At 62.3% G+C, this 25,991-nt stretch carries 21 protein-coding genes; 17 read left to right on the top strand and 4 right to left on the bottom strand.

What is annotated here, in order from left to right:
- Positions 1–6 precede the first annotated feature (6 nt).
- Positions 7–741, bottom strand: a complete 735-nt coding sequence (locus CHR90_RS13390; protein ID WP_094409519.1) for a lysophospholipid acyltransferase family protein — start codon at positions 739–741, stop codon at positions 7–9.
- Positions 738–2,507 (bottom strand): lipid A export permease/ATP-binding protein MsbA, encoded by a 1,770-nt coding sequence (gene msbA / locus CHR90_RS13385; RefSeq protein WP_094409518.1) that lies wholly within the window; start codon positions 2,505–2,507, stop codon positions 738–740. Before msbA ends, CHR90_RS13390 begins: the two co-directional genes overlap by 4 nt.
- A 260-nt stretch (positions 2,508–2,767) precedes the next feature.
- Between msbA and CHR90_RS13380 the strand changes: the two genes are divergently transcribed.
- The 8 genes from CHR90_RS13380 (at position 2,768) to CHR90_RS13345 (ending at position 13,733) form a co-directional block, all read left to right on the top strand.
- Complete coding sequence (locus CHR90_RS13380; RefSeq protein ID WP_170941408.1) at positions 2,768–3,508, top strand: substrate-binding periplasmic protein; 741 nt, start codon at positions 2,768–2,770, stop codon at positions 3,506–3,508.
- 46 nt (positions 3,509–3,554) lie between these two features.
- Positions 3,555–4,697: a glycosyltransferase family 4 protein gene (locus tag CHR90_RS13375; protein WP_094409516.1), complete on the top strand. Its 1,143-nt coding sequence runs from the start codon at positions 3,555–3,557 to the stop codon at positions 4,695–4,697.
- A 75-nt stretch (positions 4,698–4,772) separates the two neighbouring features.
- A complete protein-coding gene (locus CHR90_RS13370; protein ID WP_141210956.1) occupies positions 4,773–6,884 on the top strand; it encodes an SEL1-like repeat protein in 2,112 nt (703 codons plus the stop codon).
- 93 nt (positions 6,885–6,977) lie between these two features.
- A complete protein-coding gene (locus CHR90_RS19270) occupies positions 6,978–9,089 on the top strand; it encodes an SEL1-like repeat protein (RefSeq protein ID WP_141210955.1) in 2,112 nt (703 codons plus the stop codon).
- Between the two features lie 81 nt (positions 9,090–9,170).
- Positions 9,171–10,280 carry a glycosyltransferase family 4 protein gene (locus tag CHR90_RS13360; protein WP_094409513.1) on the top strand — a complete coding sequence of 370 codons (1,110 nt, stop codon included), beginning with the start codon at positions 9,171–9,173 and terminating at the stop codon, positions 10,278–10,280.
- Positions 10,277–11,494 carry a glycosyltransferase family 4 protein gene (locus CHR90_RS13355; protein ID WP_094409512.1) on the top strand — a complete coding sequence of 406 codons (1,218 nt, stop codon included), beginning with the start codon at positions 10,277–10,279 and terminating at the stop codon, positions 11,492–11,494. The genes CHR90_RS13360 and CHR90_RS13355 overlap by 4 nt, the downstream gene beginning before the upstream one ends.
- A complete protein-coding gene (galE, locus tag CHR90_RS13350) occupies positions 11,491–12,474 on the top strand; it encodes a UDP-glucose 4-epimerase GalE (RefSeq protein ID WP_094409511.1) in 984 nt (327 codons plus the stop codon). Before CHR90_RS13355 ends, galE begins: the two co-directional genes overlap by 4 nt.
- A 5-nt stretch (positions 12,475–12,479) precedes the next feature.
- Positions 12,480–13,733: a glycosyltransferase family 4 protein gene (locus tag CHR90_RS13345; RefSeq protein ID WP_094409510.1), complete on the top strand. Its 1,254-nt coding sequence runs from the start codon at positions 12,480–12,482 to the stop codon at positions 13,731–13,733.
- Between the two features lie 7 nt (positions 13,734–13,740).
- Here CHR90_RS13345 and CHR90_RS13340 read toward each other — a convergent pair whose 3' ends face one another.
- Both CHR90_RS13340 and ubiG read right to left on the bottom strand, forming a co-directional pair.
- Positions 13,741–13,950 (bottom strand): hypothetical protein, encoded by a 210-nt coding sequence (locus CHR90_RS13340; RefSeq protein WP_094409509.1) that lies wholly within the window; start codon positions 13,948–13,950, stop codon positions 13,741–13,743.
- A 30-nt stretch (positions 13,951–13,980) separates the two neighbouring features.
- Positions 13,981–14,751, bottom strand: coding sequence for a bifunctional 2-polyprenyl-6-hydroxyphenol methylase/3-demethylubiquinol 3-O-methyltransferase UbiG (ubiG, locus tag CHR90_RS13335; protein WP_094409508.1), 771 nt, complete (start codon positions 14,749–14,751; stop codon positions 13,981–13,983).
- A gap of 146 nt (positions 14,752–14,897) precedes the next feature.
- Here ubiG and CHR90_RS13330 point away from each other — a divergent pair, with 146 nt between their 5' ends.
- The 9 genes from CHR90_RS13330 (at position 14,898) to CHR90_RS13290 (ending at position 25,982) form a co-directional block, all read left to right on the top strand.
- A complete protein-coding gene (locus tag CHR90_RS13330) occupies positions 14,898–16,121 on the top strand; it encodes an aspartate kinase (RefSeq protein WP_094409507.1) in 1,224 nt (407 codons plus the stop codon).
- Between the two features lie 18 nt (positions 16,122–16,139).
- A complete protein-coding gene (locus tag CHR90_RS13325) occupies positions 16,140–17,198 on the top strand; it encodes an NAD(P)H-dependent flavin oxidoreductase (protein ID WP_094409506.1) in 1,059 nt (352 codons plus the stop codon).
- Between the two features lie 3 nt (positions 17,199–17,201).
- Complete coding sequence (gene ptsP, locus CHR90_RS13320) at positions 17,202–19,466, top strand: phosphoenolpyruvate--protein phosphotransferase (RefSeq protein WP_094409505.1); 2,265 nt, start codon at positions 17,202–17,204, stop codon at positions 19,464–19,466.
- Between the two features lie 135 nt (positions 19,467–19,601).
- Positions 19,602–20,732: a helix-turn-helix domain-containing protein gene (locus CHR90_RS13315; RefSeq protein WP_094409504.1), complete on the top strand. Its 1,131-nt coding sequence runs from the start codon at positions 19,602–19,604 to the stop codon at positions 20,730–20,732.
- 80 nt (positions 20,733–20,812) lie between these two features.
- Positions 20,813–21,931 (top strand): flavodoxin-dependent (E)-4-hydroxy-3-methylbut-2-enyl-diphosphate synthase, encoded by a 1,119-nt coding sequence (gene ispG / locus CHR90_RS13310; RefSeq protein ID WP_094409503.1) that lies wholly within the window; start codon positions 20,813–20,815, stop codon positions 21,929–21,931.
- 6 nt (positions 21,932–21,937) lie between these two features.
- Entirely contained in the window at positions 21,938–22,666 is a 729-nt protein-coding gene (locus CHR90_RS13305) for a M48 family metallopeptidase (protein WP_094409502.1), read from the top strand.
- Positions 22,659–23,897, top strand: coding sequence for a multidrug effflux MFS transporter (locus CHR90_RS13300; RefSeq protein ID WP_094409501.1), 1,239 nt, complete (start codon positions 22,659–22,661; stop codon positions 23,895–23,897). Before CHR90_RS13305 ends, CHR90_RS13300 begins: the two co-directional genes overlap by 8 nt.
- A gap of 52 nt (positions 23,898–23,949) precedes the next feature.
- Positions 23,950–24,978, top strand: coding sequence for a tRNA (adenosine(37)-N6)-threonylcarbamoyltransferase complex transferase subunit TsaD (gene tsaD, locus CHR90_RS13295; protein WP_094409500.1), 1,029 nt, complete (start codon positions 23,950–23,952; stop codon positions 24,976–24,978).
- Positions 24,975–25,982 (top strand): NAD(P)H-dependent glycerol-3-phosphate dehydrogenase, encoded by a 1,008-nt coding sequence (locus CHR90_RS13290; RefSeq protein WP_094409499.1) that lies wholly within the window; start codon positions 24,975–24,977, stop codon positions 25,980–25,982. The genes tsaD and CHR90_RS13290 overlap by 4 nt, the downstream gene beginning before the upstream one ends.
- Positions 25,983–25,991 lie beyond the last annotated feature (9 nt).

Below are 25,991 nucleotides of genomic sequence, written 5' to 3'. Positions count from 1 at the left end.
GCAGGCTCATTCGTCGCTCGGTGTTGAGGGCGGGGCCGGACGCGGTTCAAACTCAAGCGGCGGTCCCGGTGGCGGGGCGAGATGACCGAAATAGCCATCCGCCGCGGTCAACTGCGCAATCATTGCGGCCTCAATCCGTTCGCGCGCCGTCTCGATGCTGAGATCGGTCACCGAAACGGGCGCCCCGGCGTGCAGCAGAATCCGATTAAACGGCAGCGGCACGACAAACCGGTCCCAGGAACCGAGAATTTTGCGATGTTTCACCGCGTAGGTGATCGGCACCACCGGCACCCGCGCCGTAATCGCGGCATAAGCCACGCCGAATTTCGCCCGCTGACGCGGCCCCTTCGGCCCATCCGGGGTGATGGCGACGATCTTACCGGCCTGGAGTAGCCGCACCATCTCCTGCAAAGCCTCGCGCCCGCCGCGACGGGACGAGCCGGCAATGGCTTCGATCCCAAAGGGCCGCACGATCCTGGCCGCGATTTCGCCGTCGCGATGCTGCGAGACCATCACATAGACCCAGGCCCCCGTCTGCGGCCAATGGTAGGGCATCAACAGAATGCGCCCGTGCCAGAAGGCCGCAATGAAGGGGCGCCCAGCGGTCAGTAGCGCTTCGGCCGCCGGGTCCATCTGCCGTTCGACCCGGCTGGTCAGCCAGACGAGGCGGATATAGGCAATCGCCAGCAGCGCGGCGAACTGCTGGGACCAAACGGATCGGACGAGCCGCCCCAAACTCATGCCGGGGCTTCCGCAAATTGCAGGGCGTGTAGCCGGGCATATAGACCATCCTGAGTCAACAGCCCGGCATGGGCGCCATATTCGGCCACCTTACCCTTATCCAGCACATAGATGAGGTCGGCATCGACCACGGTCGAGAGACGATGGGCGATCACCAGCACGGTGCGCCCGTGCATCAGCCGGTCAAGCGCCGCCTGCACCAGCCGTTCGGATTCGGTATCGAGGGCGCTGGTCGCCTCGTCGAGCAGCAGGATCGGCGCGTTCTTCAGCATCGCCCGGGCGATGGACAGGCGTTGGCGCTGCCCGCCGGAGAGTTTTACCCCGAACTCGCCCACGACCGTATCGTACCCCTGGGGCAGATCGAGAATGAACTCATGGGCCGCCGCATCCTTGGCGGCTTGGATAATCTCGGCCTCGCTGGCGTCCGGGCGGCCATAGGCGATATTGGCGCGCACGCTATCGTCGAACAGGCTAACTTCCTGGCTAACAAGCCCGACGGCCCCGCGCAACGACGCCAGCGTGACATCGCGGATCGGTTGACCGTCGATGCGGATATCGCCCGCCGTCACCTCGTAAAAACGCGGAATAAGATTGAGGACCGTCGATTTCCCCGCGCCGGACGGGCCGACCAGCGCCACCTTCTTGCCTGCCGGGATCAATAGATCAAGACCGTCGAGCTGCGGCGCCTCGGGGTCAGTGTAATGGAAGCGCACGCCGGTAAAGCGAATCTCGCCCTGGGTTACCTGCAAGGGCTTGGCGCCGGGCGCATCGGCAATCGCCGGGGGCGTGTCGATCAGCGCAAAAACGCGGTCCGCCGCCGCCAGGCCTTCCTGCATCGCCACATTCAGATTGGCGAGGCGCTTAATCGGCTCATAGGCCAGCAGCAGCGCCGTAATGAAGCTGAAGAAGGTGCCAGTCGTACGCGTCCCGTCAATCACCTGACTGCCGCCGTAGAGGATGACGGCGACGATGGCGACCCCGCCGAAGGTTTCCATCACCGGGCTGGAAATCGCGCGCACGCGCGAGGCTTTGGCGATCAGCCGGTGCAGCCGGTCGATCAGGCTTTGGGCGCGCCCCGTCTCATAGCCTTCCATCGCGTAGGATTTAACGTGGCGGGCGCCCATGAACACTTGTTCCAACAGGGTCGTGAACTGCCCCATTTCCGTTTGGGTATTGGCCGAAACCTTGCGCATGCGCTTCCCAAGGCGCGCAATCGGCAGAATTGCGGTGGGAAAGCCGACGAAGGCCACCAGTGTCAGTACCCAATCCTGCCGGATCATCACCGCGACCAGAAAGATCACCCCCAGCGCATCCTTACCCAAACCGGTGAGGGTGGAGGAAACGAGGTTGCGCATCAGCCCAACATCGTTGGTAAACCGGCTGACCAGCGTGCCGGTCGGATGGGCGTGGAAAAACGCCAGATCGGCATGGACGAGGTGGGCGAACAGCCGCTGCTGGATATCGGAGATGATCCGCTGGCCCGTGGTATTCATCACCACCGATTCGCCGTAGCTCGCCACCCCTTTGATCAGGAAGGTCGCCAAGATCAACCCGCCGATCTGCCACAGCAGGCCTCGGTCTTTATCCGTGAAAACCCCATCCAGCACCGGGCGGATGAGTTCCGCCAAGGCCGCCGTTGTGGCCGCCACCAGCGCCATCATCAGCCCAGCCAGCAGGAACCGCGGCCAATAGGGGCGGACATGCTCGCGCATCAAACGCATCAGCAGCGCGCGGCTGGGGGGCGGCACGGATCGGTCGGCGGACATCACAACTCACTTTTAAAAGCCCGGCAGGCTTACCATAGTTTGCCGAAAGCGCAAAACCGGCAGCTTTTGCCTTGAAAGCCGGGGTTTCCCGGCAGAAATAGCCCCTGTGCCGGAATGGGTATTGCGCCGAGATTTGCAAGAGGCTAAAGGCTGCCCCCAAGCGTTACAACCATTCGCCTACAAACAAATTGCATCAATTCATGACATTAAAAGAAATAAATGCTATGCATTTAGGCCTGTCTGCCGCAGGGAGGGTCGCCATGCGTCCTGCATCACTTGCCGCAATGGGCCTAACCGGCGCGCTGATGCTGCTTCTACCCCTCTCGGCAATTGCCCGGGATGTTGCGGTTGGCCTGCGCCTAGCCCCACCCTATGTTCAAGCGACGGCTAACGGTATTCTTGGGATCGAGCACGACATCATCGCCGCCGCCCTGGCCGAGCGGGGGCATCGCTTGGTGCCAAAGCTCTATCCCTTCGCCCGGCTGGTCATGACCTTTAATCAAAACGAAGCCATTGACGCTGCTGCCCCCGTGATTGCCAGCCTGCCGGTCAAGGGAACGCTAAGCGCCTCTTACCTGACCTACCACAATATCGGCCTGTCCCTTGCCAATGCGACGGTTCGGGCCGATCAGATTGCCGATCTTAGCAGGCCATCAATCGTGGCTTTCCAAAATGCCCGCGTGCTGTTGGGGCCAGAGTTTGCGGCGGTCGTCGCCCAGAACCCGATGTATCGGGAGGAGGCGAACCAGCAGAACCAAGTGCGGGTGCTGTTCAACGCGCGGACCGATCTGATTATCGGCGAGCGGCGCATCTTACAGTATTTCATTGCTAATCCCGAACCGGACGTGGACACAAAGCTGCCTGTGCGCGAGCACCTGCTGTTCACGCCCATCAACTATAGCGTCGTCTTCCGCGATCCGGCGCTGGCCCAGGATTTTAACGAAGGGCTGGCGGCGATCAAAGCCTCGGGCCTGTATGACGCGATTCTCCAGAAATACTGAACCGCCCCCCTTGAGCCGACCCGGCGCCCCCCTATAGTGTCGCGCCATGCGTATTCTTTTCGTCTCCAGCGGGCTTGATCCGCGCACCGGGGGAACGGCCACGGCGGCGGTTTCCGTTTGTCTTGCCGCCCGCCGGGCAGGGCTGGAGGTCGATCTTCTCTACCCGGTCGAACGGGGGGTGGAGCCGCTGATCGGCGCCACCGTTGCCCAGCTTGCCGGGGCGGGGGTGACGGTGCGGGCGTTCCCCTTCGCCGGATCGCGCCGCGCCGTGCGCTGGGGCATCAGCCCCGAACTCAACGCTTGGCTGTTCAAACACGCGGGCTATTACGATTTGATCCACACCCATTCCTGCTGGGTCTGGACCTCGGTAGCCGCCGTGCGCGCCGCCAAAGCGGTCGGCAAGCCCGTGGTGCTGATGCCGCACGAAAGCCTAACGCGCTTCGACATTAACAACGCCTCCTCCACCCTGTTGCGCTGGGCGAAATGGCTGCTGCGCGACTGGTATGTGCGCAAGGCCGACCGGATTATCGTCTCCTCCGACCTCGAGGCGCGCGATTCGCTGCTGGCCGACTATCCGCGCACGGAGATCGTGCCCCATCCGGTGTTCGACGAGACCGACCCGCAGCCGCTGCGCCGCCTGCAAGGGCCGGAGCCGGATTGGTCGCCGCTGACGGTCGGGTTCCTCGGGCGCTTCCACCCCAAAAAGAACCTGTCGCTGCTGATCGATGCCGTCGCCGAAGCCCCCGGCGTGCGCCTGCACATCGCGGGCGGCGGCGCGCTTGAAGACGAATTACGCGCCCGCGTTGCCCGCCGCAAGATCGAGGATCGCGTCAGCTTCCTGGGATTTATTGGCGGGGAGGAGAAAGCGACCTTCCTGCGCACCATCGACCTGCTGGCCGTGCCCTCGCAGTTCGAATGTTTCGGCCTCGTCGCCACCGAAGCCTTGGTGCAGGGCACGCCGGTGCTGCTCTCCCCCACCGTTGGCGTGGCGGATGATATTGCCGCTGCCGGTGCCGGAATCATCATCCCCCCCCGCCCAGACGCCATCGCCACCGCCCTGCGCGACCTCGACCAAAACCGCGAACGGCTGCACGCGATGGCGGGAAAAGCCTTTGAAACGGCGCTGGGGCTGTATTCGTTCGCGGCGCATGGGGCGCGGTTGCGGGCGGTGTATGAGGATGTCACCTGATTGATTTTTAGCGAAAGTTTCTCTACCGCTTTTTAAAACCATCGGTGGTGGAGGAAGCGGATGCGGTGTGCAGTCATGGGGGCCTTTCTTGCGGCCCTGCTTACTGGGTCCGCCGCCGCTGATTCGCTAGACGATGCTTGGCAGCGCTATCTGAGTGCTGTCGGGCAAGAGCGGTTGCGCGGGGCCGCCGAGCAAACCAAACTGCAAGAGTTTGTCGCCCAAAACTATGGCCCTGCACTGCAGAGAGTCGCTGAGACGATTGAGGCGACGGCGGGCGCAACCGAATTGCGGCGGCGGGACGAGCTCGCCCGTGCGGCCATCGCCTGGGCCCGCCCGCGCGAGGATGCCCTGGGCGATCTCGTTCTTTCCCGCGCCTACCGCCAAGGCTTGGGGGTGGAGGCTAATCTCTTTGAAAGCCTGCGCCTGCTGCGCCGCCCGTATCAGGCCCAGCTTCCCGAGGGGCTGGACATCCTGATCGTCGCCCTCGACCAAGGGACGGGCCTGCCCCAGAATACAGCCGGGGCAATGGCTGCTGCGGCCCGGTTCCTTCCGGCCTTCCGCAAGGCGGATCAGCCGCCGGTGGCGCTGTCGTTCCAACTCCTCATGAAACCGATTGAAACGCTGCGGAGCTTTGGCGTTCCTGCCTTTCTCGATTTTAAGAACGTCGGCTGGATTGGTTCTCCATCCCTGCGTTCACTGTATGGAAAGATTCTCATTATCAATCAGGGAATCGCACCCGGTTTTGTGGATTTTGCTGGTTTTCTTGTTGATGCCACCCTTTTGCAAAACTCTATGGCGCAGGTCAGGGTCGATACGACCTCTATCGGCGGCGATTTCGGTTTAATCATCCGTACATATGCCGCCACCCGCTGTATGACCGGCCTTGCGGCCGACGAAGCAGCATTATTTGCCCCGAACAATAGCTCGAGTTTCCACCCAATCCAGAGTGCAGGCTTTATCAGTTGCAGCCTGACCGGCAAGCTCCCCATGCGCCCGCCGACGGAAGGGCTGGCAATGCTGGAGACCCATAAGAAGGCTCTCGGCAGCGATTACGATCTTCTGGCCGCTGGGGCGGCCCGCTTTGGGTATGGGCGCGCCATCGACCTTAAAGCCGCCCTCGATCATCTTGACCAAGCCATTCTCAAAAGTCCGGGCGATGCGTCGCCGAAGGCCCTACGCGGGCAGATCTTCGATCTCCCCAGCCCGCTGCAAGACCGTGACCGAGCACGCGCCGATTTAGCTCAAGGTGGCGCTGCCTGCCTGGATAAATTCCTTCAACATCAGAAGGACATGGATGCCAAATACGCTCAAGATCGGCTGAAGTGGCAAACGAAAATCTCGATAAATCCCCGACTTTTCTACAAAATCGGCTGGTCTCCGCTGACCGGGGTGATTGATGGCGACCTCCGCAGCGCAATGGCCGAATGCGCGCAAACCGCCCTGCTGCGCGCCGCCGAGCTTGGATCGGCGGAAGCCGCCTATGCCGTCACCCGCCTGCCCGACGATGCGCCAGGGATAACGCCGCTTACCAAGGAAAAGCGCCAAGCCCTATTGGAACAGGCCGTCGATGGGGATGTGGCGGAGGCCTATGCCGATTTGGCCAATTTTTACCAAAACCGGGTCGTTGTCTTCGCGATGGTTACCTCGAAAGCGGGGGAGCCGCCGCCATCGCGGGAGACGATTTGTTCTTATTGGCAGGTGCCTGAATATTGCCTGCCCCGCCCTATTCTTCCGCTGCTGGAAAAAGGTGCCGAGCGCGGCAGCCCAACCGCCCAAGCCACGCTCGGCGCCCATCTCCTCAAAGGCTCCCCCGAAGAAATCGAGCTTGGCTGGCGCTTACTGCAACAGGCCGCCGAAACCCGCGATCCACTGCTCCTCTATGCCTTTGCGTATCAAGCCCTCTCTCCCAAAGCCCCCGAATCCGTGCGAGCGGCAGGCCTCGACGCGCTGACCGCCGCCGCTGATCTCAATGTCTCCTATGCTCAATTCGATCTTGCGAAGCGCGAACTGGCCCGCGATCAAACCCCCGCCGAACAGCGGCGCAGCCTGATGCGCCTTTATGCCGCCGCCCAAGCCGGGCATTCGACCGCCCGCACCACCTTGGCCGACGCCTTCGATAAAGGCATCGGCATCGGCGCCCCTAGCGCCTGGCTGGGAACCCTGTGGCGGAAGGGAGAGTTGCCCTAGGTAATGTAGCGGCAGTGTCCCATCGACTTCGGGAGTAGGGGCCCTTTTTTGCCAAACCTAACGGTAGATAGAGTATGAAGGAGCATTCAAAATATGAAAAAGAACACAAAAAGAACAAACGTCATCAGCAAAGTATTTAAAAATAAATCCATTCCATTTCTTTTTTTCCTGCTGCCATTTTCAATACAAACTTACAACCATGAATCTCAAGCACAATCTGAGGCAGATACTGACCTGATTTGGATGAACTTGCAGGGAAAGTACCGTGATCCAGCAAATGATCGAATTAAGATGATTACCGAAATAGAAAATCTTGTTGAAAATGGCTATGCGCCAGCGACAATATTTCTTGCACGTATTTACGGCCAGAAAAAGGATGGCAGACTTTCTGGTAAACTCAATGATCTAATTGCGAAAGCACTACCAAAAATCCGTGAGGGTATCCGGCAAGGTAATCATCAAGCTCATTTGGCGCTGTCATTAGCCTATCGATTTGGATATGGCGTTGAGAAAAACGATCTTGAGAAAACAAGATTGTTGGAGGTTCCGCTCAAAGTAGGTAACCCACAAGCACTTGAATGGCTTATATCTGATTTCGCTAAAGGGAGTGGCGTACCTCAATCTCTAAGCCTCGCTCTTGACATCACGTATCAATATCTAGAATATTTGACAAAATATGACTTCGATCCACAACTTGGACTTCTATCATTGCTGTTCCGCGATTTTCCCGCGTGGGATGATGCCGATAAAGAAAAAATATATTATATTATGGATAATTACGATCCAAAAGAAAGAACCATCTACTCTATAAAGAAATTTATCCACGCAAAAAAAAATAACCACTCAAGCGCAGTCATTTACAATAACATAGATTTATCTGTTTTTACCATCTTATCAGGAGGTGATCTTAGTAATTATCCATCAGAGGGCTTCTCAGAATTCAACAAAATAGAAACCCATCAGTTTGAGATATATAACTGCGGGAAAAAATTTCCCCTCAGCTTGCATCACTATATGAGAGAAATACCAATTGATACGAAAGACAAACAACTTTTAGCCGCTCGCATATCATGCCATCTTGACGCAGATAGCCCGTTATTCTCTCCAGATGAATTCGAATTCCACTTCAACAGACACAAACAACAGCTTGCCCATTATGCCCATTGGGTAAGAGGTTTACAAAAATTATATCATCCACAAAATGATGAAGACAAAAAACTGGCTCACCAGCATCTAAAACAAGGCATTTTAAATGAAGATAATCCAATCGAGAAAATTAAATATTATTTGATCGCAAAGATTTTAGATGACTCAGGCGAGCTAGAGGAGGCAAAAACGTATTATCTTAAAAGTGGAGAAGCCTGCTTCACGAACGTAATTGCTGCAAAAGATGGGAAGTACAGGATTAGGCTGGGAGCCGCTGCGGATCCCTCAGAGGGAGTGATTGAATATTACTATGAGCCAGGACTGAACCCTATGACTGGCTTTTTTACAATGGACACCGATATAGCAGCAGCGCAATGTGCAGAAATGGCCTTATCCCGCGCCCTCGAACTCGGCGAAGCTAAAGCAGGTCTATATTTAGCGCTTCTCCCGACAGAGGCCAAAGGCACATTAAAAAGAACACCTGAACAAAAAATGAAACTCTTGGAGAAAGCTGTCAATGCAGGTGTCATGGAAGCCTATGCTCCTTTCGCTCTTATAAAAATTAAATCTGGTGATATGTCGTTGTCTGAACGTTTGACATTATACGATCAGCTGAAATTTTCAGCGGAGGCCGGTGACTTACCCTCAAAACATGCTCTGTATTCCCTTATCTCAGATTCTGATGTGTTCGACGCTGGCAAGAGTGGGCTTGCGATATTGCGGGAGGCAGCCGAAAAAAGGCATAGGCAAAGCCAATTATTGCTGGGCAAAAAATTAGTCTCGGAAGAAAATAAAATAATGCAAGAAGAAGGCCTGCATTGGCTCGAAAAATCTCTGGCCAATGGAGATGTAGAGGCCGGTTTTGAAATAGCAGTTTTTGAAAGAAATAATAATGCCAACAGAAACGAAGCTCAGATCCTTCAGAGATTATACCTGGCGGCTCAGCAGGGTGTGCTAGGAGCCCGCCAGGCCCTGGCGGAAGCTATTGAGAACGGAGATGGGCTTGAAGCGCCCAGCCCGTGGTTGGCATCCATATGGCGCACGGGGAAGCTCCCCTAACCCTTACCAAGTTTTCACCCCCGCCTTGGCGCGCCTGTGCTAGACAGCGGTTCTTAGGTCTGACTTTCAGGTGACAGCGCCATGCGCGTTCTGGTGTTTTTGCATGATGCCTTTGGCGGTCGGGGCGGCATTGCCAAGTTCAACCGCGATCTGCTGGGCGCGCTCTGTGCCCATCCGGCGGTGACGGAAGTGGTGGCCCTGCCGCGCGTCATCGTCGATCCGGTCGGCCCGCTGCCGGAAAAACTGACCTATTGGACCTGGACGCGCCACGGTAAGGCGACCTTTTTGGCGGGCGAACTGCTGGCGCTGACCGATCCGCGCTGGTTCGATCTCGTCATCTGCGGCCATGTGAATCTCCTGCCGCTGATGCGGTTGCTGGAGGTGCGCAAGCGCGCGCCGATGGGCCTGATCCTGCACGGTGTCGAGGCGTGGCAGCCGGTCGGCGGCGCGGAAACGCGGCGGCAGATTGGGCGGCTCGATTGGTTCTTGGCCGTCAGCCAGTTCACCAAAGATAAGTTTCTGGACTGGACCGGCCTGCCCGAGCCGAAAGGGCTGGTGGTGCCGAATGCGGTCGATATTGCCGCCTTCACCCCCGGCCCGAAGCGTGCCGATCTGCTGACCCGCTATGGCCTCGCCAATAAGCGCGTGCTGATGGGTATGGGGCGGCTTGAGGCGCGGGAACGCTATAAGGGCTTCGATGAGGTCATGGAGGCGATGCCCGATCTGCTGACCCGCCACCCCGATCTGGCCTATCTGATCTGCGGCGAAGGCACCGACCGCCCCCGGCTGGAGCAAAAGGCCCGCGACCTTGGCATTGCCGATAAGGTCGTCTTCGCGGGCTATGTGCCGGAGGAGGAGAAGGTCGATACCTACCGGCTGGCCGATGTCTTCCTGCTGGCGGGTTGGGGCGAGGGCTTTGGGATTGTGATTATCGAGGCGCTGGCCTGCGGGATTCCGGCTATCGCCTCCAACCTCGACGCCAGTGCGGAAGCGGTGCTGGACGGGCAGTTCGGCCCGGTAGTGAACCCGAAAGACCCGGCGGATTTGATCCGGGGGATCGAAACCGCGCTGGCGCAAGGCCGGGGCGAACCGCCGCAGGGACTCGAAACCTTCTCGGCAGAGGCGTATAACCAGCGCGTGCATCAGATGATTCTCGATCCGCTGGCCCGCCGCCTGGGAGAGTCGCTATGAGCCTAAAGCTCGCCTATTTCGTTACGCATCCGATCCAATACCAAGCCCCGTTGCTGCGCCGCGTCGCGGCACTGCCGGGGCTCGACTTTAAAGTGTTCTTTGGGTCGGATTTTTCGGCGCGCGCCTTCGTCGATCCCGACTTTGGTCGGGCGATCCAGTGGGACGTGCCGTTGCTGGACGGCTATGCCCATGAGGTGCTGGACCAATGGGGCGCGCCGCTGGCCGCCAATGAAATTCCCACCGTCTGGCGGCCTTTCTCCAAGGGGCTTGCCCAGAAACTTCGGGCTGGAAAGTTCGACGCCCTGTGGATTCATGGCTATAACCGCGCCTCGCACTGGGTCGCGGCGGCAACGGCCAAGATGCTGGGCATCAAAGTGCTGATGCGCGACGAATCCACCGAAATTTCGGCGGAACGGTCGGCGGTCAAGCAGATCGTGAAGCAGGTTTTCTTCACCAGCATCGATAAGGTGGTGGATCGCTGGCTGACAATTGGCGACCTGAATGCCGCCTATTATCGCGGTTTCGGCATTGCGCCGCATAAGCTGATCCCCGTGCCCTATGCGGTGGATAACGCCTATTTCCAAAGCAAAATCGCTGCCCTCTCCCCGCAGCGCGAGGTACTGCGCGCGAGCTTGGGGTTAGAGCCGGGCCGCCCGATCATTCTGTTCGCCGCGAAACTGATCGACCGCAAGCAGCCGCTGCCGCTGCTGGGGGCTTTCGCCGAACTGGTGCATGACGATGACGCGCGCAAACCCTATCTGCTGTACGCGGGCGATGGGCCGCAGCGCGGCGCGCTGGAAAAGACCATCGCGCTCTCGGGTCTCGGCGAATCGGTAAAAGTCCTGGGCTTCAAGGGGCAGGCCGATCTCGCCGCCCTCTATGATCTCTGCGATATTTTCGTTCTGCCCTCGGAACGGGAAGCCTGGGGGTTGGTGGTGAACGAGGCGATGAACGCCGGGCGCGCCATCGTCTGTTCCGACCGGATCGGCGCGGCACCCGATTTGGTAGTGCCGGGCCTCAACGGCCATATCTACCCCTTCGGCAATGATACCGCGCTGACGGCGGCCCTGCGCGACTGTCTGGTTGATCCTGAACGGCTGGCGGCGATGGGGCAGGCCAGCCTCGACCGCATCAATCAGTGGAGCTTCGATCAGGATCTCGACGGCCTGTGCCGCGCCCTGCGCGAAACCACCGGCGTGGAGATTCGCCCGTGAGCATCCCGGTTCTGGTGACGGGCGGTGCCGGGTATATCGGCAGCCATACGTGCAAGGCGCTGGCCCAAGCGGGCTATCTGCCGATCAGCTACGATAATCTGTCGCGCGGCTTCCGCGATGCCGTGCGCTATGGGCCGCTGGTGGTGGGCGATATCGCCGACCGGGCGACGCTCGACGCGGCTTTGGCCGAGCATAAGCCTATCGCCATTCTGCATTTCGCCGCCGTCGCCTATGTCGGCGAAAGCATGGCCGATCCGGTGCTATATTATCGCAACAATACCGCTGGCGCCTTGAGCCTGATCGAAGCCGCCCTGGCGGCGGGGATCGATAAGCTGGTGTTTTCCTCCACCTGCGCCACCTATGGCGTGCCGAAGACCCTGCCGATCGACGAGGACACGCCGCAACAGCCGATCAACCCCTATGGGCGGTCGAAGCGGATGGTGGAGCAGATGTTGCAGGATATTGGTGCGGTCTCGCCGCTGCGCTCGGTTGCGCTGCGCTATTTCAACGCCTGCGGCACCGATCCTGACGGCGAGATTGGCGAAAACCACGACCCGGAAACCCATTTGCTGCCGCTGGCGATCAATGCCGCCCTGGGCCTAGGCCCGCAGTTGCAGGTTTTCGGCACGGATTACCCGACGCCGGACGGCACCTGCATCCGCGACTATATCCATGTGACCGATCTTGCCGATGCCCATCTGCGGGCGCTGACCTATCTGGAAAACGGCGGCGCGACGACGGCGATTAACCTTGGAACCGGGTCGGGCTTTTCGATTCGGGAGATTCTGACGGCGGTGGAACGGGTGCTCGGCAGCCCCGTGCCGCATCAGGTTTCCCCCCGCCGTCCCGGCGACCCGCCAAGCCTAGTGGCCTTGGCGGAGAAAGCGCGCGACGTGTTGGGCTGGGAAGCCAAACATTCTGATATCGAAACTATCGTGCGCACGGCAGCGGCTTGGGCGCGCCGCCAGCATAATCGGTGATCCGCATGCGCGACCAGCAATCGGTGTTGATCGGCCATCCCGGCGCGGCCCATTTCATTTACGAACTCGTCGCGGCGGTTGAAGGCCTGGGGTTTAATTCCCGCTTCGAAACCGGCTTCTACTACGATCCCCAGGGGTTTTGGGGCAAACTGCTGGCCGTGGTCCCGGACAGCTACCGCAGCAAGATCGAGCGGGAGTTGAAGCGCCGCAGCTTCCAGGGCATCGACCCAGCCCGCGTGCTGACCCACGCCTTCCCCGAACTCGCCTATGTCGCCGCCGCGCGCCTCGCCAACCATCGGCCCGCCGTACCGAAGGCGGTGATGGCGTGGCGCAATGGCTGCATCGACGAAGCGATTGCCAATCGCATCCGCCGGGAAAAACCGCGCCTCTTTATCGGGCACGATACGTCTGCCTTGCGCAGCTTCGAAGCGGCGCGGCAGGTCGGCACCGTGACGGTGCTCAATCAGATGATCGGCCACCTCGCGGTCGGCGACCGGATTTTGAAGGAAGAAGCCGCCCTCCATCCCGATTGGGCCGACTCGCTGCACGCAGGCGCCCCGCAGGCCGAAATCGAGCAATGTCTGGCCGAAGCGCGGCTGGCCGACGCGATCCTCTCGCCGTCGGATTATGTAACCCAGACGCTGATCGAGGTCGGAGTCGCGCCAGAGCGCATTCACCTGCAGCCCTTCGGCGTGCGGGTGGACCGTTTCAAACCCGCCGACACCCCGCGCACCGATGGCATCTTCCGGCTGATTTACGTCGGCCAGATCAGCCAGCGCAAAGGGCTGAAGTATGTGCTGGAGGCGGTGAAGCAGATCGGCGACCGCTCCATCGAACTCGTGCTCGTCGGCGGTCTCGTCGGCGAAGGGCGCGGGCTGAAGCCCTATGAGAGCTGGTTCCGCCACGTCCGCAATGTACCGCATCACGAAGTTGAACGGCTGTTCCAGTCGGCGGACGTGTTCGTCTACCCCAGCCTGCACGAAGGCTCGGCCCTGGCGATTTTCGAAGGCATGGCAACGGGCTTGCCGGTCATCACCACGGTCAATTCCGGTTCGATGGTCCGCGACGGGATCGAAGGCAAGATCGTCCCGATCCGCTCGGTCGAGGCGATTGCCGAGGCGATCCTAGCACTAAAGCAAGACGCCGACCTGCGCGGCGCCCTAGGGCGCGCCGCCCGCGTCCGTGCCCTGGGGTTCACCTGGGGCCATTATCGCGACCGGCTGGGGCCTGTGCTGGATCGGCTGTTGGGAATCGCCTAATCGCGCTCTATTCCAGCGGCGTAATGCTTTGAACGATGAACCCGGCGCTGGTTGGAAATTTTGCGGCAGCGCGCAGATGGGCTTCGTTCACGCTGGGGGCGTTGATTTCGACATAGCGGGTTTCCGCCCACCCATCGTCATAGCGCTTATGCCGCTCGCCGCGATTCACGGCTTCGGCAACTTCGGCATTATAAACGGCGATCTCGAAACGGGGCATGGTGAGTGTCCTAGTATGATCGTGCCTGGATTACGCCCGCGCCGGGCGGGTAGCGGTCAGCATATAATTAACGGCGAGCGAGGGGGTCAGCGCCCAATCGCCGGTGAGCGGGCGGTAGGCAACCCCAGCAACATCGGTAACGGTCAAGCCCGATGCGCGCAGCGGCGCCGCCAGTTCCGAGGGTTTACGGAACTTGCGCCAGGAATGGGTGCCGCGCGGCAGCATCCGCAGCAGATATTCCGCCCCCAGGATGGCAAGGCCAAAGGCCTGCGGCGTGCGGTTGAGGGTGGAGAGGATCAGCAGCCCCCCCGGCGCGACCAGCCCTGCGCAGGTGGCAAGGAAAGCCGCCGGGTCGGCCACATGCTCCACAATTTCAAGCGCTGTTACGATATCGAATTGATGCCCTTCGGCCAGCAGGTCTTCCGCCGTGGTCGCGCGGTAATCGATGCTCAGCCCTGCCGCCGCCGCATGGGTACGCGCCACCGCGATGCTCGGCGCGGCCGCATCAATCGCGGTCACGGTGCCGCCGAGCCGCGCCAAAGGTTCCGCAACCAACCCGCCGCCACAGCCGATATCCAGCATCTGGCGCCCCGCAAACGGGCGCAAACTATTCGTTTCTACACCGAAATGAGCGAGAAATTGTGTACGGATATAGCCGACGCGGACCGGGTTTAAGGCGTGCAGGGGGCGCATCGGCCCATCGGTGTCCCACCAGCTCTCCGCCAAAGCGGCGAACTGCGCCACCTCCTGCGGATCGACACTCGAGGCGGCACTGGGGCCAGAGGGGCGGGCGGGGTTCATCCTAAAATTCCTCTTGACGATGGGGGGACAGCGCTTGGCCTCGCTCCCGTCCCAGAGTATGTATAGCCGCCCTGGCGCTGGCAACCCCGCCGCCCGGTTTCGGCAGCGGGGTCGGCAGCCCTCAAGAAGAAAGGAAACAGGCGGCGATGGCCCGTATCGTCATGAAGTTCGGCGGCACGTCGGTGGCCGATCTCGATCGTATCCGCAATGTGGCCCAGCGCGTGAAGCGCGAGGTCGAGGCTGGCAATCAGGTTGCCGTCGTCGTGTCGGCGATGGCAGGCACAACCAACCAGCTCGTTGCCTGGGTCAATGGCATCGCCAAACTGCACGATACGAAGGAATATGACGCCGTTGTTGCGTCTGGCGAACAAGTGACCGCCGGTCTAACCGCGCTGGCCTTGCAAGAAATCGGCGTGCCCGCCCGCTCCTGGCTGGGGTGGCAGATTCCCATTCATACCGACGATACCCACGGCAAAGCGCGCATCACCGATATTCCGGGCGATAATCTGAATGCCGCCTTCGACCGGGGCGAAGTGGCCGTAATCGCCGGCTTCCAGGGCGTAACCGAGGATGGGCGCATCACGACGCTCGGGCGCGGCGGGTCCGATACCTCGGCGGTCGCGATTGCCGCCGCCGTGAAGGCCGACCGCTGCGACATTTATACGGATGTGGACGGTGTCTATACGACCGATCCCCGGATCGTGACGAAGGCGCGGAAGCTGGATAAGATCAGCTACGAAGAAATGTTCGAAATGGCGTCGCTGGGGGCGAAGGTGCTCCAGCCGCGCTCGGTCGAAATGGCGATGAAACATCGGGTGCGCGTGCAAGTTCTGTCGAGCTTCGCCGACCTGCCCGGAACCCTTGTTGTAGATGAGGACGAGATCGTGGAACAGCATCTGGTCAGCGGTATTGCCTATAGCCGGGACGAAGCGAAGATCACTCTGGCCAAGGTTGCGGACCGTCCGGGCGTCGCGGCGGCGATTTTCGGCCCGCTGGCGGATGCGGCGGTGAACGTCGATATGATCGTCCAGAACGTCTCGGCGGACGGCAAAACCACCGATCTGACCTTCACCATCGGCCGCACCGATCTGGAGCGCGCGCTGCAAGTGCTGCGCGATGCAAAGGAAGCCATTCAATATTCCGAACTCATTCCCGATCCCGCCGTGGCAAAAGTATCGGTGGTCGGCGTCGGCATGCGCAGCCATGCTGGCGTGGCGCTGAAGATGTTCGAAACCCTGGCGACCAAAAATATCAACATCCAGGTCATCAGCACCTCGGAAATCAAAGTGTCGGTGCTGATTTCCGAAGAATATACCGAACTCGCGCTACGGGCGCTGCATACCGCTTTCGGGCTTGATGCGGCTGCGTAACAAGCTACGGTTGACGGAATGCAGGACGGTCGTGCCCCTTCGCTAAGCCTCCCCTCCCCAGCGCTTGCGGCGCTGTGGGAACGGGGCTGTGCATTCCTGGGCACGCCGTTTGCCATTTTGGGCGGGGCAATGACCTGGGTGTCGGAACGCACCCTGGTCGCCGCGATTTCGGAAGCAGGGGGCTTTGGGGTTCTTGCCTCCGGTTCGATGCCGCCGGAGGTTCTGCGCGCCGAAATCCGGGCAACCCGGGCGCGGACCGGCCAGCCCTTCGGCGTTAATCTAATCGTTATGCATCCGCAACTATCGGCCTTGGCCGATGTGTGCTTAGACGAGAAAGTGTCGCATATCGTGCTGGCGGGGGGGATTCCGCCCGCCGATGTGATTCGCCAAATCAAGGCGGGCGGGGCCAAGGTTATGGCCTTTTCCCCCACGCAGCCGCTGGGGCGCAAGCTGGTGCGGCAGGGGGTCGATGCGCTGATCATCGAAGGGTCGGAGGCCGGGGGCCATATCGGCGCCGTCTCGACCTCGGTGCTAGCGCAGGAGATTTTGCCCTTCATTACCGATGTGCCGGTCTTTGTCGCGGGCGGCATCGGGCGCGGCGAATCGATGCTGGCCTACCTCGAGATGGGCGCGGCAGGGGTGCAGCTTGGCACCCGTTTTGTTTGCGCAACGGAAAGCGTTGCCCATCCCAACTTCAAAAAAGCCTTTCTGCGCGCCGCCGCGCGTGACGCGCAGCCATCGGTGCAGGTCGATCCGCGCTTTCCGGTGATCCCCGTGCGCGCCATCGTCAATCACGCCACGCGGGCCTTCCAAGAGCGGCAGCGGCAAGTGATCGCCGAGGTCGATGCCGGGCGGCTCGACCAGAAGCAAGCCCAGCTCGACATTGAACATTTCTGGGCCGGGGCTTTGCGCCGGGCCGTGGTGGACGGCGATATCGAAACCGGGTCGCTGATGGCCGGGCAAAGCGTTGGTTTCGTTACGCAGGAACAGCCGACCGCGACAATCATCGCCGATCTGATCGCGCAAGCCGACGCGGCCTTAGCCGCCCGGTCCCAGCGCCGCGCGGTGGGAGGCTAAGCCATGCAGACGCCCCCATCCGCTGGCTGGAGTGGGGCGCGCCGCCTGTTGCGGCGCCTGCGCGATCTGATGGCCGCTGGCACGACGGCGGAAGAGCGGCTGAACCAAACCGTCCGCCTGATCGCTTCCGACATGGTGGCCGAAGTTTGCTCGGTCTACGTCATGCGCGCGGGCGAAGTGCTGGAGCTTTTTGCCACCGAAGGCTTGAACCCCGAGGCAGTGCATAACACCCGCATGCGGGTCGGCGAAGGGCTGATCGGCGATATTGCCGCCCATGCCCGCGCGATTGCCGCGTCGGATGCTTGGGCGCATCCCAACTTCTCCTACCGGCCCGAAACCGGCGAAGACCTGTTCCGCTCGCTGATGGGCGTGCCGATCATGCGCGGCGGCCGCGTCGCCGGGGTGCTGGCCGTCCAGAACAAGGCCCAGCGGCTTTATACCGATGAAGAGCTGGAGACGCTGGAAACCGTGGCGATGGTTCTGGCGGAACTCATTGCCTCCGGCGATCTCATTAACCCGTCCGAACCGATCCTGGCCGATGCTACCGCCATTGTGCCGCGCCGCCTGGATGGGTTGCGGTTGAATGCGGGCCTTGCCATCGGCACCGCCCTATTGCACGCCCCGCGCGTCACCATCCGCCAGATGGTCGCAGAAAACCCGGCGGAGGAACTGGAGCGGCTGAAAACCGCCGTTGCGGCCATGCACAGCCAGCTCGATACGCTAATGACGACGACCGACATCAGCGGCGAACTGCAAGACGTGATGGAAAGCTACCGCATGTTCGCCCAGGATCGAGGCTGGCTGGCCCGTATCCGCGAGGCGATCAACAGCGGGCTAACGGCAGAAGCGGCGGTCCAGAAGGTCCAGAACGATATGCGCGCCCGCATGCGCGAAGTGACGGACCCTTATTTGCGCGAACGGCTACTGGATCTTGAAGACCTGACCGCGCGGCTGCTGACGCATCTCTCTGGGGCGGTGTTCGACTCATCCGAAATGCCCGCCGATGCCATCGTCTTTGCCCGCGCGATGGGACCGGCGGAACTGCTGGACTATGACCGCACGAAGCTGAAGGGGCTGGTGCTGGAAGAAGGCTCCGCCACCTCCCACGTCGCGATCGTCGCCCGCGCGCTCGATATTCCCGTGCTGGGGCGCGTTACGGAAGTGCTCGACCGGGTGGAAACCGGCGATCAAGTCGTCGTCGATGGCGACAATGGTCAGGTTTTCCTGCGACCGGGGCAGGATGTTCTGGATGCCGTGCGCCATTCGATGCAGGTCAAGGCCGACCTGCGCCAGCGCTACGCCGCCATTCGGCATATGCCGTCAATGACCCATGACGGTCAGCAGGTCAGCCTGCTGCTGAATGCCGGGCTGCTGATCGATTTGCAGCATCTCGACGAGACCGGGGCGGATGGCATCGGCCTCTATCGCACCGAAATCCCCTTTATGGTCCGCTCCTCCTATCCGGATGTCGCGACGCAGACCGAGCTTTATAAGAAAATCCTCGACGCTGCCGATGGGCGCCCCGTCACCTTCCGCACGCTCGATATCGGCGGCGATAAAACGCTGCCCTATTTCGACGCGGGCGAGGACGAGAACCCGGCGATGGGCTGGCGCGCCATCCGCATCGGTCTTGATCGCCCGCTGATGCTGCGCCAGCAGCTCCGCGCGATGATTCTGGCGGCGGCGGGGCGCGAATTGCGGGTGATGTTCCCGATGATCGCGACCATCGCCGAATTTCGCGCCGCCCGCGCCCTGCTGGACCAAGAGTTGACCCGTGCGGAAGATCGCGGCGAGCCTTTGCCCGACCGGGTGAAGGTTGGCGCCATGCTGGAAGTACCAAGCCTGATGTGGCAGATGCCGCAACTCTTGGCCCGGGTCGATTTCCTATCGGTTGGCTCCAACGATATGATGCAGTTCCTGTTCGCCTGGGATCGCGGCAGCCCGCGCCTGTCGGACCGCTACGACACGCTGGCGCCGGGGGCATTGGCCTTCTTTGACGATCTGGTGCGCAAAGCGCGGAGTGCGTCGGTTCCGCTCACTCTATGCGGCGAGATGGCCGGGCGGCCGCTGGAAGCGATGGCACTGATCGGTCTTGGCTTCCGCGCTCTGTCGATGAGCGCCGGGTCGATCGGTCCCGTGAAGATGATGACCCGCTCGCTCGACGTGCGGCAGTTCCGCCCCTTGCTCGATCAGACCATGCATCGGCCAGTCGAAACGTTACGCACGGTCCTGCGCAGCTACGCCCGGGATCGCGGCGTCGCCCTTTAACCCAACCCCGCTGTGGCAGATTGGACTCAATCCGCCTGAACAGCGTTAACAGCACGTGTTAAATTCTCCCCCGCCGCGCCTGCTGCTGATACAGTCGGCGGTGCATAAGTCGCTGAACAGGACTACGGTACCATCGTGTCGCCCCAATCTTCCTCCCCCGCGCCCCACGCGGGCGAAAGCCATAGCTCGCTAGGTCAGGCCCTGCGCGTCGCCCGCGAAGCGCACGGCGTTAGCCTGGACGAAGCCGCCGCCGCGCTGCGCATTAAGGCTGCCTATTTGCACGGGCTGGAAACCGGCCAGTATGACCAGCTTCCCGGCACCGCCTATGCCATCGGCTTTGTGCGGACCTACGCCGATTACCTGGGCCTCAACGGGGCCGATCTCGTCCAGCGTTTCAAAGCCGAAACGACCGGGGGCCAGGGACCGCGCACGACGCTGACCTTCCCCTCCCCCGCGCCGCGCGGTCGGGTGCCGGGCATCGGGCCGCTGCTGATCGCCCTGATCGTCGCCGCGCTGATTGCCGGGGTCTGGTTCTTCTGGCGCACCGAAGCGCAAAACCTGCTCTCCAGCGTGCCGGAAGTCCCGGAGCGGCTGAGAAGCCTGGTCCAAGGCAGCCCGGCCCCCGAGGCCCCGACCCCACCGCAGACGGCAACGAGCGCCCAAATTCTGCCGCCGCCCGTCGCGGGCAGCCCGGCCCCGGCTGCCGGAAGCACGATTACCATGCCGCCGACCGTGACCGCCGCCCCTGCGCCGCAGGTTGCCGCCGCCGTTCCAGCGCCCCCCGTGCCGCCGCAACCGCCCCTCCCGGCCCCGGCGGAACCCGTTCGGCATCTGGCGCCAATCCCGCCCCCGCCCGTTGCCGCGGCGCCGGAAGATCAGCCGCCGCCGCCGCCCGAAGATACGAAGCCCGCCGCCAGCGGCCCGATTGCCGCGCCGCCTGCCCCACCACCCGTGGCCGCCCCGCCCGCCGATGGCCGCGTGTTCGGCGCCGTTAATGATCCCGTTCGGGTGATCATCCGCTCGAAGGGCGAAAGCTGGGTGCAGGTGCGCGATGGCGACAATCAAGCGGTCATGACCCGGGTGTTGCGCGCGGGCGATCAGTACCGCGTGCCGAACCGTCCCGGCCTGACGCTGATGACCGGCAATGCCGGGGCGTTGGAAGTGACCGTAGACGGCGCGCCCGCCCCCGCCCTCGGCCCCATCGGCATGGTGCGCCGCGCCGTTCCGCTCGACCCGGAACGGTTAAAGCAAGGCACGCTGGAATAGCTGAATTCCGGCATCCGATCTGGACCTTGGCGGGCGGCAGGACTATCTGTCGCCCATCTGCTTTCTGAAACGAGACGATCATGAGCCACCGCCCCTATCGCGACATTCACCGCCGCAAGTCCCGCACGGTCATGGTCGGATCGGTCGCCGTCGGCGGCGACGCGCCAATTTCCGTGCAGACGATGACCAATACGCTGACGGCAGACGCCGCCGCGACAATCGCCCAGATCCGCCGGGTGGAGGAAGCTGGCGCCGATATCGTCCGCGTCTCCTGCCCCGATGTGGAATCGACCGCTGCGCTGAAAGAGATTGTGACAGCGGCGCGCATCCCCATCGTTGCCGATATTCACTTTCACTATAAGCGCGCCATCGAAGCCGCCGAAGCCGGGGCCGCTTGCCTGCGCATCAACCCCGGCAATATCGGCAGCGAGGAGAAAGTGCGCGAGGTGATTCGCGCCGCCAAGGATCACGGCTGTTCGATGCGGATTGGCGTGAACGCTGGCAGTCTCGAAAAAGACCTGCTGGAGCGCTATGGCGAGCCCTGCCCGGAAGCGATGGTGGAAAGCGCGCTGAACCACGCCCGCATTCTGGAAGACAATGACTTCACCAACTTCAAAATCAGCGTCAAAGCGTCGGACGTGTTCCTGGCCGTCGCTGCCTATCAGGCGCTGGCGGAAGCTTGCGATTACCCGCTGCACGTCGGCGTGACCGAGGCGGGGGGCTTGCGCGCCGGGACGGTCAAATCCTCCATCGGGATGGGAATGCTCCTGTGGTCCGGCATCGGCGATACCATCCGCGTCTCGCTGTCGGCGGAGCCGGAGGAAGAGGTGAAGGTCGGCTTCGAGATGCTGAAGTCGCTCAACCTGCGGCACCGGGGCGTCAATATCATTTCCTGCCCGTCCTGCGCCCGGCAGCAGTTCAACGTTATCGAGACGGTGGCGGCGCTGGAAGCGCGCGTCGCCCATATCACCACACCGATGAGCGTTTCGGTGATCGGCTGCGTCGTCAACGGCCCCGGCGAAGCGCGGGAAACCGATATCGGCTTCACCGGCGGCGGTTCCGGCACCCATCAGGTCTATCTGGCCGGGGTGCCGCATCACCGCTTCAAAGACCCGGATATCATCGAGCATCTGGCCGAGTTGATCGAACGCAAAGCGGCGGAGATCGAAGCGGCAAAGACGGCACAAGCCGCCAGCTAACCGCCCATGCCCGCGCCGGATAGTCTGCCCACCAGCGTGATGGTTGCAGTCGGCGGCACGGAATACCCGGTTGCCCTGCGCCGTAACGCCCGCGCCCGGCGGGTATCGCTGCGCTTTGACGCCGCCGCCGTCCGCTTTGCCCTAACGCTGCCGCCGCGCCTGCCACTGCCGCGCGCTTTGGCCTTCCTCGACGCCCATCACGGCTGGATGCAGGCCTGCCTCACAAAGGCCGCTGCACGCCAGCAGAGCGGGCTGGTGGCCTTAGCCCCGGGGGCGGAGTTTCCGTTACGCGGCGTGCCGCACGTCATTCACCACGACCCGAAAGGCCTGCGCCAGCCCCGAGCGGCGGATGGCATTCTGTGGGTCGGCGGCCCTCAGGAGCGGGTAACGGCCCGGGTTGGCGCCTGGCTGCGCGCCGAGGCCGCGCGCGATCTAACCCAAGCCGCCACCGCCTTTGCTTTTCAGCTTGGCAAAAGCGTAACATCAGTTACAGTTCGCGATACCAGAAGCCGGTGGGGCAGTTGCACGGCGCGGGGCGGCCTGAATTTTTCATGGCGGCTGATCTTCGCACCGGAAACCGTTCTCAGCTATGTCGCGGCCCATGAGGCGGCGCATCTGGTGGAAATGAACCATAGCCCCCGCTTTTGGGCGCTCGTCGCCCAGCTTCACCCCGACCCCGCCTCGGCCCGGCAGTGGCTGAAGACCTACGGAACAGGATTACACCGTTATGGATAGGCCCGCCGCGTCCGATTGGACGCTTCCCCTCAGCCGCCGCGCGATGACGATCTTGGTGACGATCCTGGCCGCCATGGGCGCCGTTTCGACCTCGATTTATGTGCCATCGCTGCCCGACCTCGCCCCGGCGCTGAACACCGATCCGGCCTTGGTGCAGGTGACGATGACCGCCTTCCTGATGGGCTTTGCGATCATGCAGCTCGTCTATGGGCCGCTGTCGGACGTGAAAGGGCGGCGACTGGCACTGCTGATCGGCCTGAGCGTCTTCGTGGTCGGCAACCTTATCTGTGCGACGGCAAGCAGCATCGAACAATTGATCCTGGGCCGGGTGGTCCAGGCCTTAGGCGCCTGCGTCGGCCCCGTCGTCTCCCGCGCAGTCGTGCGCGACGCCTTTGGGATTGCGGGCGCGGCCACGGTCATGGCGAGCGTTGCCGCCGGGATTTCCCTGGCCCCCGCCATCGGACCGACCTTGGGCGGCATTCTTCACACCGCCTTCGGCTGGCAGGCGAATTTTGCGCTGCTAACCCTACTGGGGACCGGGCTGCTCTACACGATCTGGCGCTATCTGCCGGAAACCAACCAGCAGAAGGGCGTCCACGTCTTCAATCTCGGCGTCATGCGCAGCAGCTATCGGGCGCTGTTGGGGAACCGGGTCTTCATGACCTATAACCTCGCCATCTCGCTCGGCTTTGCCGCGATGTTCGCCTATATCACCGGCTCCCCCTTTCTGTTCATTCAGCATTTCCATCTGTCCCCGGCGGAGTTTGGGTTGCTGACGATGTTCAACGCCGTCGGTTTCATGTCTGGCAGCTTGATCGCCCGGCGCAAGGCCGAGGTTTGGAGCAATATCCGGCTGGCGCAACTCGGGACCATGATCTCGGTTCTCGGCGGCGGCTGGCTGTTGGCTCAGGCGGTGACGGAGATTCTGACCGTGCCCGGCGTGATCAGCGGTATCTTCACCTTCCTGCTGGGGTTGGGGATTCTGATTCCCGCCGCTTTTGCCGGGTCGATTGCCGCCGCGCCCCATCTGGCCGGGGCCGGATCGGGCTTGGTCGGCTTTTGCCAGATGGGTGCTTCAGCCGTGCTGTCCTACCTCGTCGCCCACGTCAACCGGGCCGATCAAGTGCCGCTGATGACGATTATTGCGGTTGCGGCCTTGATCAGCCTGTTCGCCGCGCTCGCCCTTGGGCGCGAAGAGGCGCCGGTGCCGGTGCCGAAATCCGGCGCGTAACACAGGATTATCCCTTGTTTCCCGCGTCTGTCGGTCGCTAAGTCTATCCATCATGCGTCTTGTCCTAGGGATTGAAAGCAGTTGCGACGAAACCGCCGCCGCCGTGGTGGCGGAGGATCGGCGCATTCTGTCCAATATCGTTCTGTCGCAGCTTGAGGATCACCGCGCTTATGGCGGCGTGGTGCCGGAGATTGCGGCGCGCGCCCACCTCGATCATATCGAGCGGGTGGTGTCGGAGGCGATGGCGACCGCCGAGGTTGGCTTTGCCGATCTCGCCGGGGTGGCCGCGACGACCGGGCCGGGGCTGATCGGCGGCGTCATCGTCGGTGCGACGGTCGGCAAGAGCCTGGCCCTGGTCCACGACAAGCCATTTATCGCCGTCAATCATCTGGAAGGCCATGCGCTGACGTGTCGGCTGACCGATAACGTGCCCTTCCCCTTCCTGCTGCTGTTGGTCTCCGGCGGGCACAGCCAGTTTCTGTCGGTCGCGGGCGTCGGCCAGTATCGGCGCCTCGGCGGCACCATCGACGATGCCGTGGGCGAGGCCTTCGACAAGACCGCCAAAATGCTCGGCCTCGGTTTCCCCGGTGGTCCCGCCGTCGAACAGGCGGCCCTCAGCGGCGATGCCGCGCGCTTTGCGCTGCCGCGCCCACTACTCGGTCGCCCGGGGGCCGATCTCTCGCTCTCCGGCCTCAAGACCGCCGTGCGCCTTGCTGCGGAAAAATTACCCGCCCCCGTCAGCGCGCAGGATTTATCCGACCTCGCCGCCAGTTTCCAAGCGGCGGTGGGGGATCTGCTGGCCGACCGGCTGAAGCATGCGCTGGCCGATTTTTTGGCGGAGCACCCTGGCGGCAAGCATGTGGTGATCGCGGGCGGTGTCGCGGCGAATAAAGCGCTGCGGGCGCGCCTTCAAACAACCGTTGCAACCGCGGGACTAGAGCTTGTGGCACCGCCGCTGAAACTCTGCACCGATAATGGCGCGATGATCGCATGGGCTGGGCTGGAGCGGCTGCGGCGCGGCGAAAGCCACGGGTTCGACGCCCCCTGCCGTCCGCGCTGGCCACTGGACGCTGCCGCATGACCGACGCCCCCGCTTTTGGCGTTGTCGGTGCCGGTGCCTGGGGCACCGCCCTAGCCCAAACCCTTGCCCGCACGGGCCGCCCCGTCCGCCTCTGGGCGCGCGATCTGACGATGGTGAAAATCCTGACGGCGCGGCGGGAGAATACCCGCTACCTACCGGGGATTCCGCTGCTGGAGGGGATCGAATTCACCGACCGCCTGTCGGAAGTGGCGGAGGCGACGGACGCGATCCTCCTCGTCACCCCATCGCACGGCCTAGCGTCGGTCTGCCGCCATCTGTCGCCATTCCTAGACCCGCACCACGGCGTGCCGCTGGTGGTGGCGGCAAAGGGGCTGGATGCCGAGTCTGACCGCCCGCTGTCCGATCTGGTGAAAGACCTGATCCCGGCCCATCCGGTCGCCGTTCTCTCCGGGCCGAATTTCGCGAAGGAAGTCGCGGTGGGCCTGCCCGCCGCCACGGTGATCGCCGCCCGCGATGTCGCCCTGGCGTCCCGCCTTGCCGATCTGTTCAGCACGGCGAACTTCCGGCCCTATGCCTCCTCCGACCCCTTGGGCGTCGAACTCTGCGGCGCCTTCAAGAATGTGCTGGCGATTGCCTGCGGCATCGCCCAGGGTCGGCACTTGGGCGACAATGCCCGCGCCGCCTTGATCACGCGCGGTATGGCGGAACTTACCCGCCTCGGCAAGGTGATGGAGGTCCAGACGGAAACGCTGATCGGCCTATCTGGCCTCGGCGACATCGTCCTGACCTGTAACGGTTTACAGTCGCGCAATTATACACTGGGCATCGCCTTGGGCGAGGGGTTGAAGCTTCAGGATATTCTGGCGCAACGCCGCTCGGTCGCCGAGGGGGTCTATGCCGCCGCCGCCCTACACCGCATGGCGCTGAAGGCCGGGGTTGACATGCCAATCGTCGCTGCGGTCGATTCGATCCTAACGGGCCATGCTGGGGTAGAAGATGTGATCGCCGGACTGCTGGCCCGCCCATTGCGCCGCGAGACCTAAGGAAGAGAG

The organism is Elstera cyanobacteriorum (genome assembly GCF_002251735.1).
Lineage (GTDB): Bacteria > Pseudomonadota > Alphaproteobacteria > Elsterales > Elsteraceae > Elstera > Elstera cyanobacteriorum.
This window is presented reverse-complemented; position numbering and strand designations above follow the sequence as displayed.

Bases quoted from the DNA above. Each gene is read 5' to 3' on its own strand.
- CHR90_RS13340 (WP_094409509.1), bottom strand. From the start codon at position 13,950: ATGCCCCGTTTCGAGATCGCCGTTTATAATGCCGAAGTTGCCGAAGCC.
- CHR90_RS13380 (WP_170941408.1), top strand. From the start codon at position 2,768: ATGCGTCCTGCATCACTTGCCGCAATGGGCCTAACCGGCGCGCTGATG.
- CHR90_RS13305 (WP_094409502.1), top strand. From the start codon at position 21,938: ATGCCCGCGCCGGATAGTCTGCCCACCAGCGTGATGGTTGCAGTCGGC.
- CHR90_RS13300 (WP_094409501.1), top strand. From the start codon at position 22,659: ATGGATAGGCCCGCCGCGTCCGATTGGACGCTTCCCCTCAGCCGCCGC.
- CHR90_RS13330 (WP_094409507.1), top strand. From the start codon at position 14,898: ATGGCCCGTATCGTCATGAAGTTCGGCGGCACGTCGGTGGCCGATCTC.
- CHR90_RS19270 (WP_141210955.1), top strand. From the start codon at position 6,978: ATGAAAAAGAACACAAAAAGAACAAACGTCATCAGCAAAGTATTTAAA.
- ptsP (WP_094409505.1), top strand. From the start codon at position 17,202: ATGCAGACGCCCCCATCCGCTGGCTGGAGTGGGGCGCGCCGCCTGTTG.
- CHR90_RS13290 (WP_094409499.1), top strand. From the start codon at position 24,975: ATGACCGACGCCCCCGCTTTTGGCGTTGTCGGTGCCGGTGCCTGGGGC.
- CHR90_RS13375 (WP_094409516.1), top strand. From the start codon at position 3,555: ATGCGTATTCTTTTCGTCTCCAGCGGGCTTGATCCGCGCACCGGGGGA.
- CHR90_RS13360 (WP_094409513.1), top strand. From the start codon at position 9,171: ATGCGCGTTCTGGTGTTTTTGCATGATGCCTTTGGCGGTCGGGGCGGC.
- CHR90_RS13370 (WP_141210956.1), top strand. From the start codon at position 4,773: ATGGGGGCCTTTCTTGCGGCCCTGCTTACTGGGTCCGCCGCCGCTGAT.
- CHR90_RS13390 (WP_094409519.1), bottom strand. From the start codon at position 741: ATGAGTTTGGGGCGGCTCGTCCGATCCGTTTGGTCCCAGCAGTTCGCC.
- CHR90_RS13355 (WP_094409512.1), top strand. From the start codon at position 10,277: ATGAGCCTAAAGCTCGCCTATTTCGTTACGCATCCGATCCAATACCAA.
- tsaD (WP_094409500.1), top strand. From the start codon at position 23,950: ATGCGTCTTGTCCTAGGGATTGAAAGCAGTTGCGACGAAACCGCCGCC.
- ispG (WP_094409503.1), top strand. From the start codon at position 20,813: ATGAGCCACCGCCCCTATCGCGACATTCACCGCCGCAAGTCCCGCACG.
- CHR90_RS13345 (WP_094409510.1), top strand. From the start codon at position 12,480: ATGCGCGACCAGCAATCGGTGTTGATCGGCCATCCCGGCGCGGCCCAT.
- ubiG (WP_094409508.1), bottom strand. From the start codon at position 14,751: ATGAACCCCGCCCGCCCCTCTGGCCCCAGTGCCGCCTCGAGTGTCGAT.
- CHR90_RS13325 (WP_094409506.1), top strand. From the start codon at position 16,140: ATGCAGGACGGTCGTGCCCCTTCGCTAAGCCTCCCCTCCCCAGCGCTT.
- msbA (WP_094409518.1), bottom strand. From the start codon at position 2,507: ATGTCCGCCGACCGATCCGTGCCGCCCCCCAGCCGCGCGCTGCTGATG.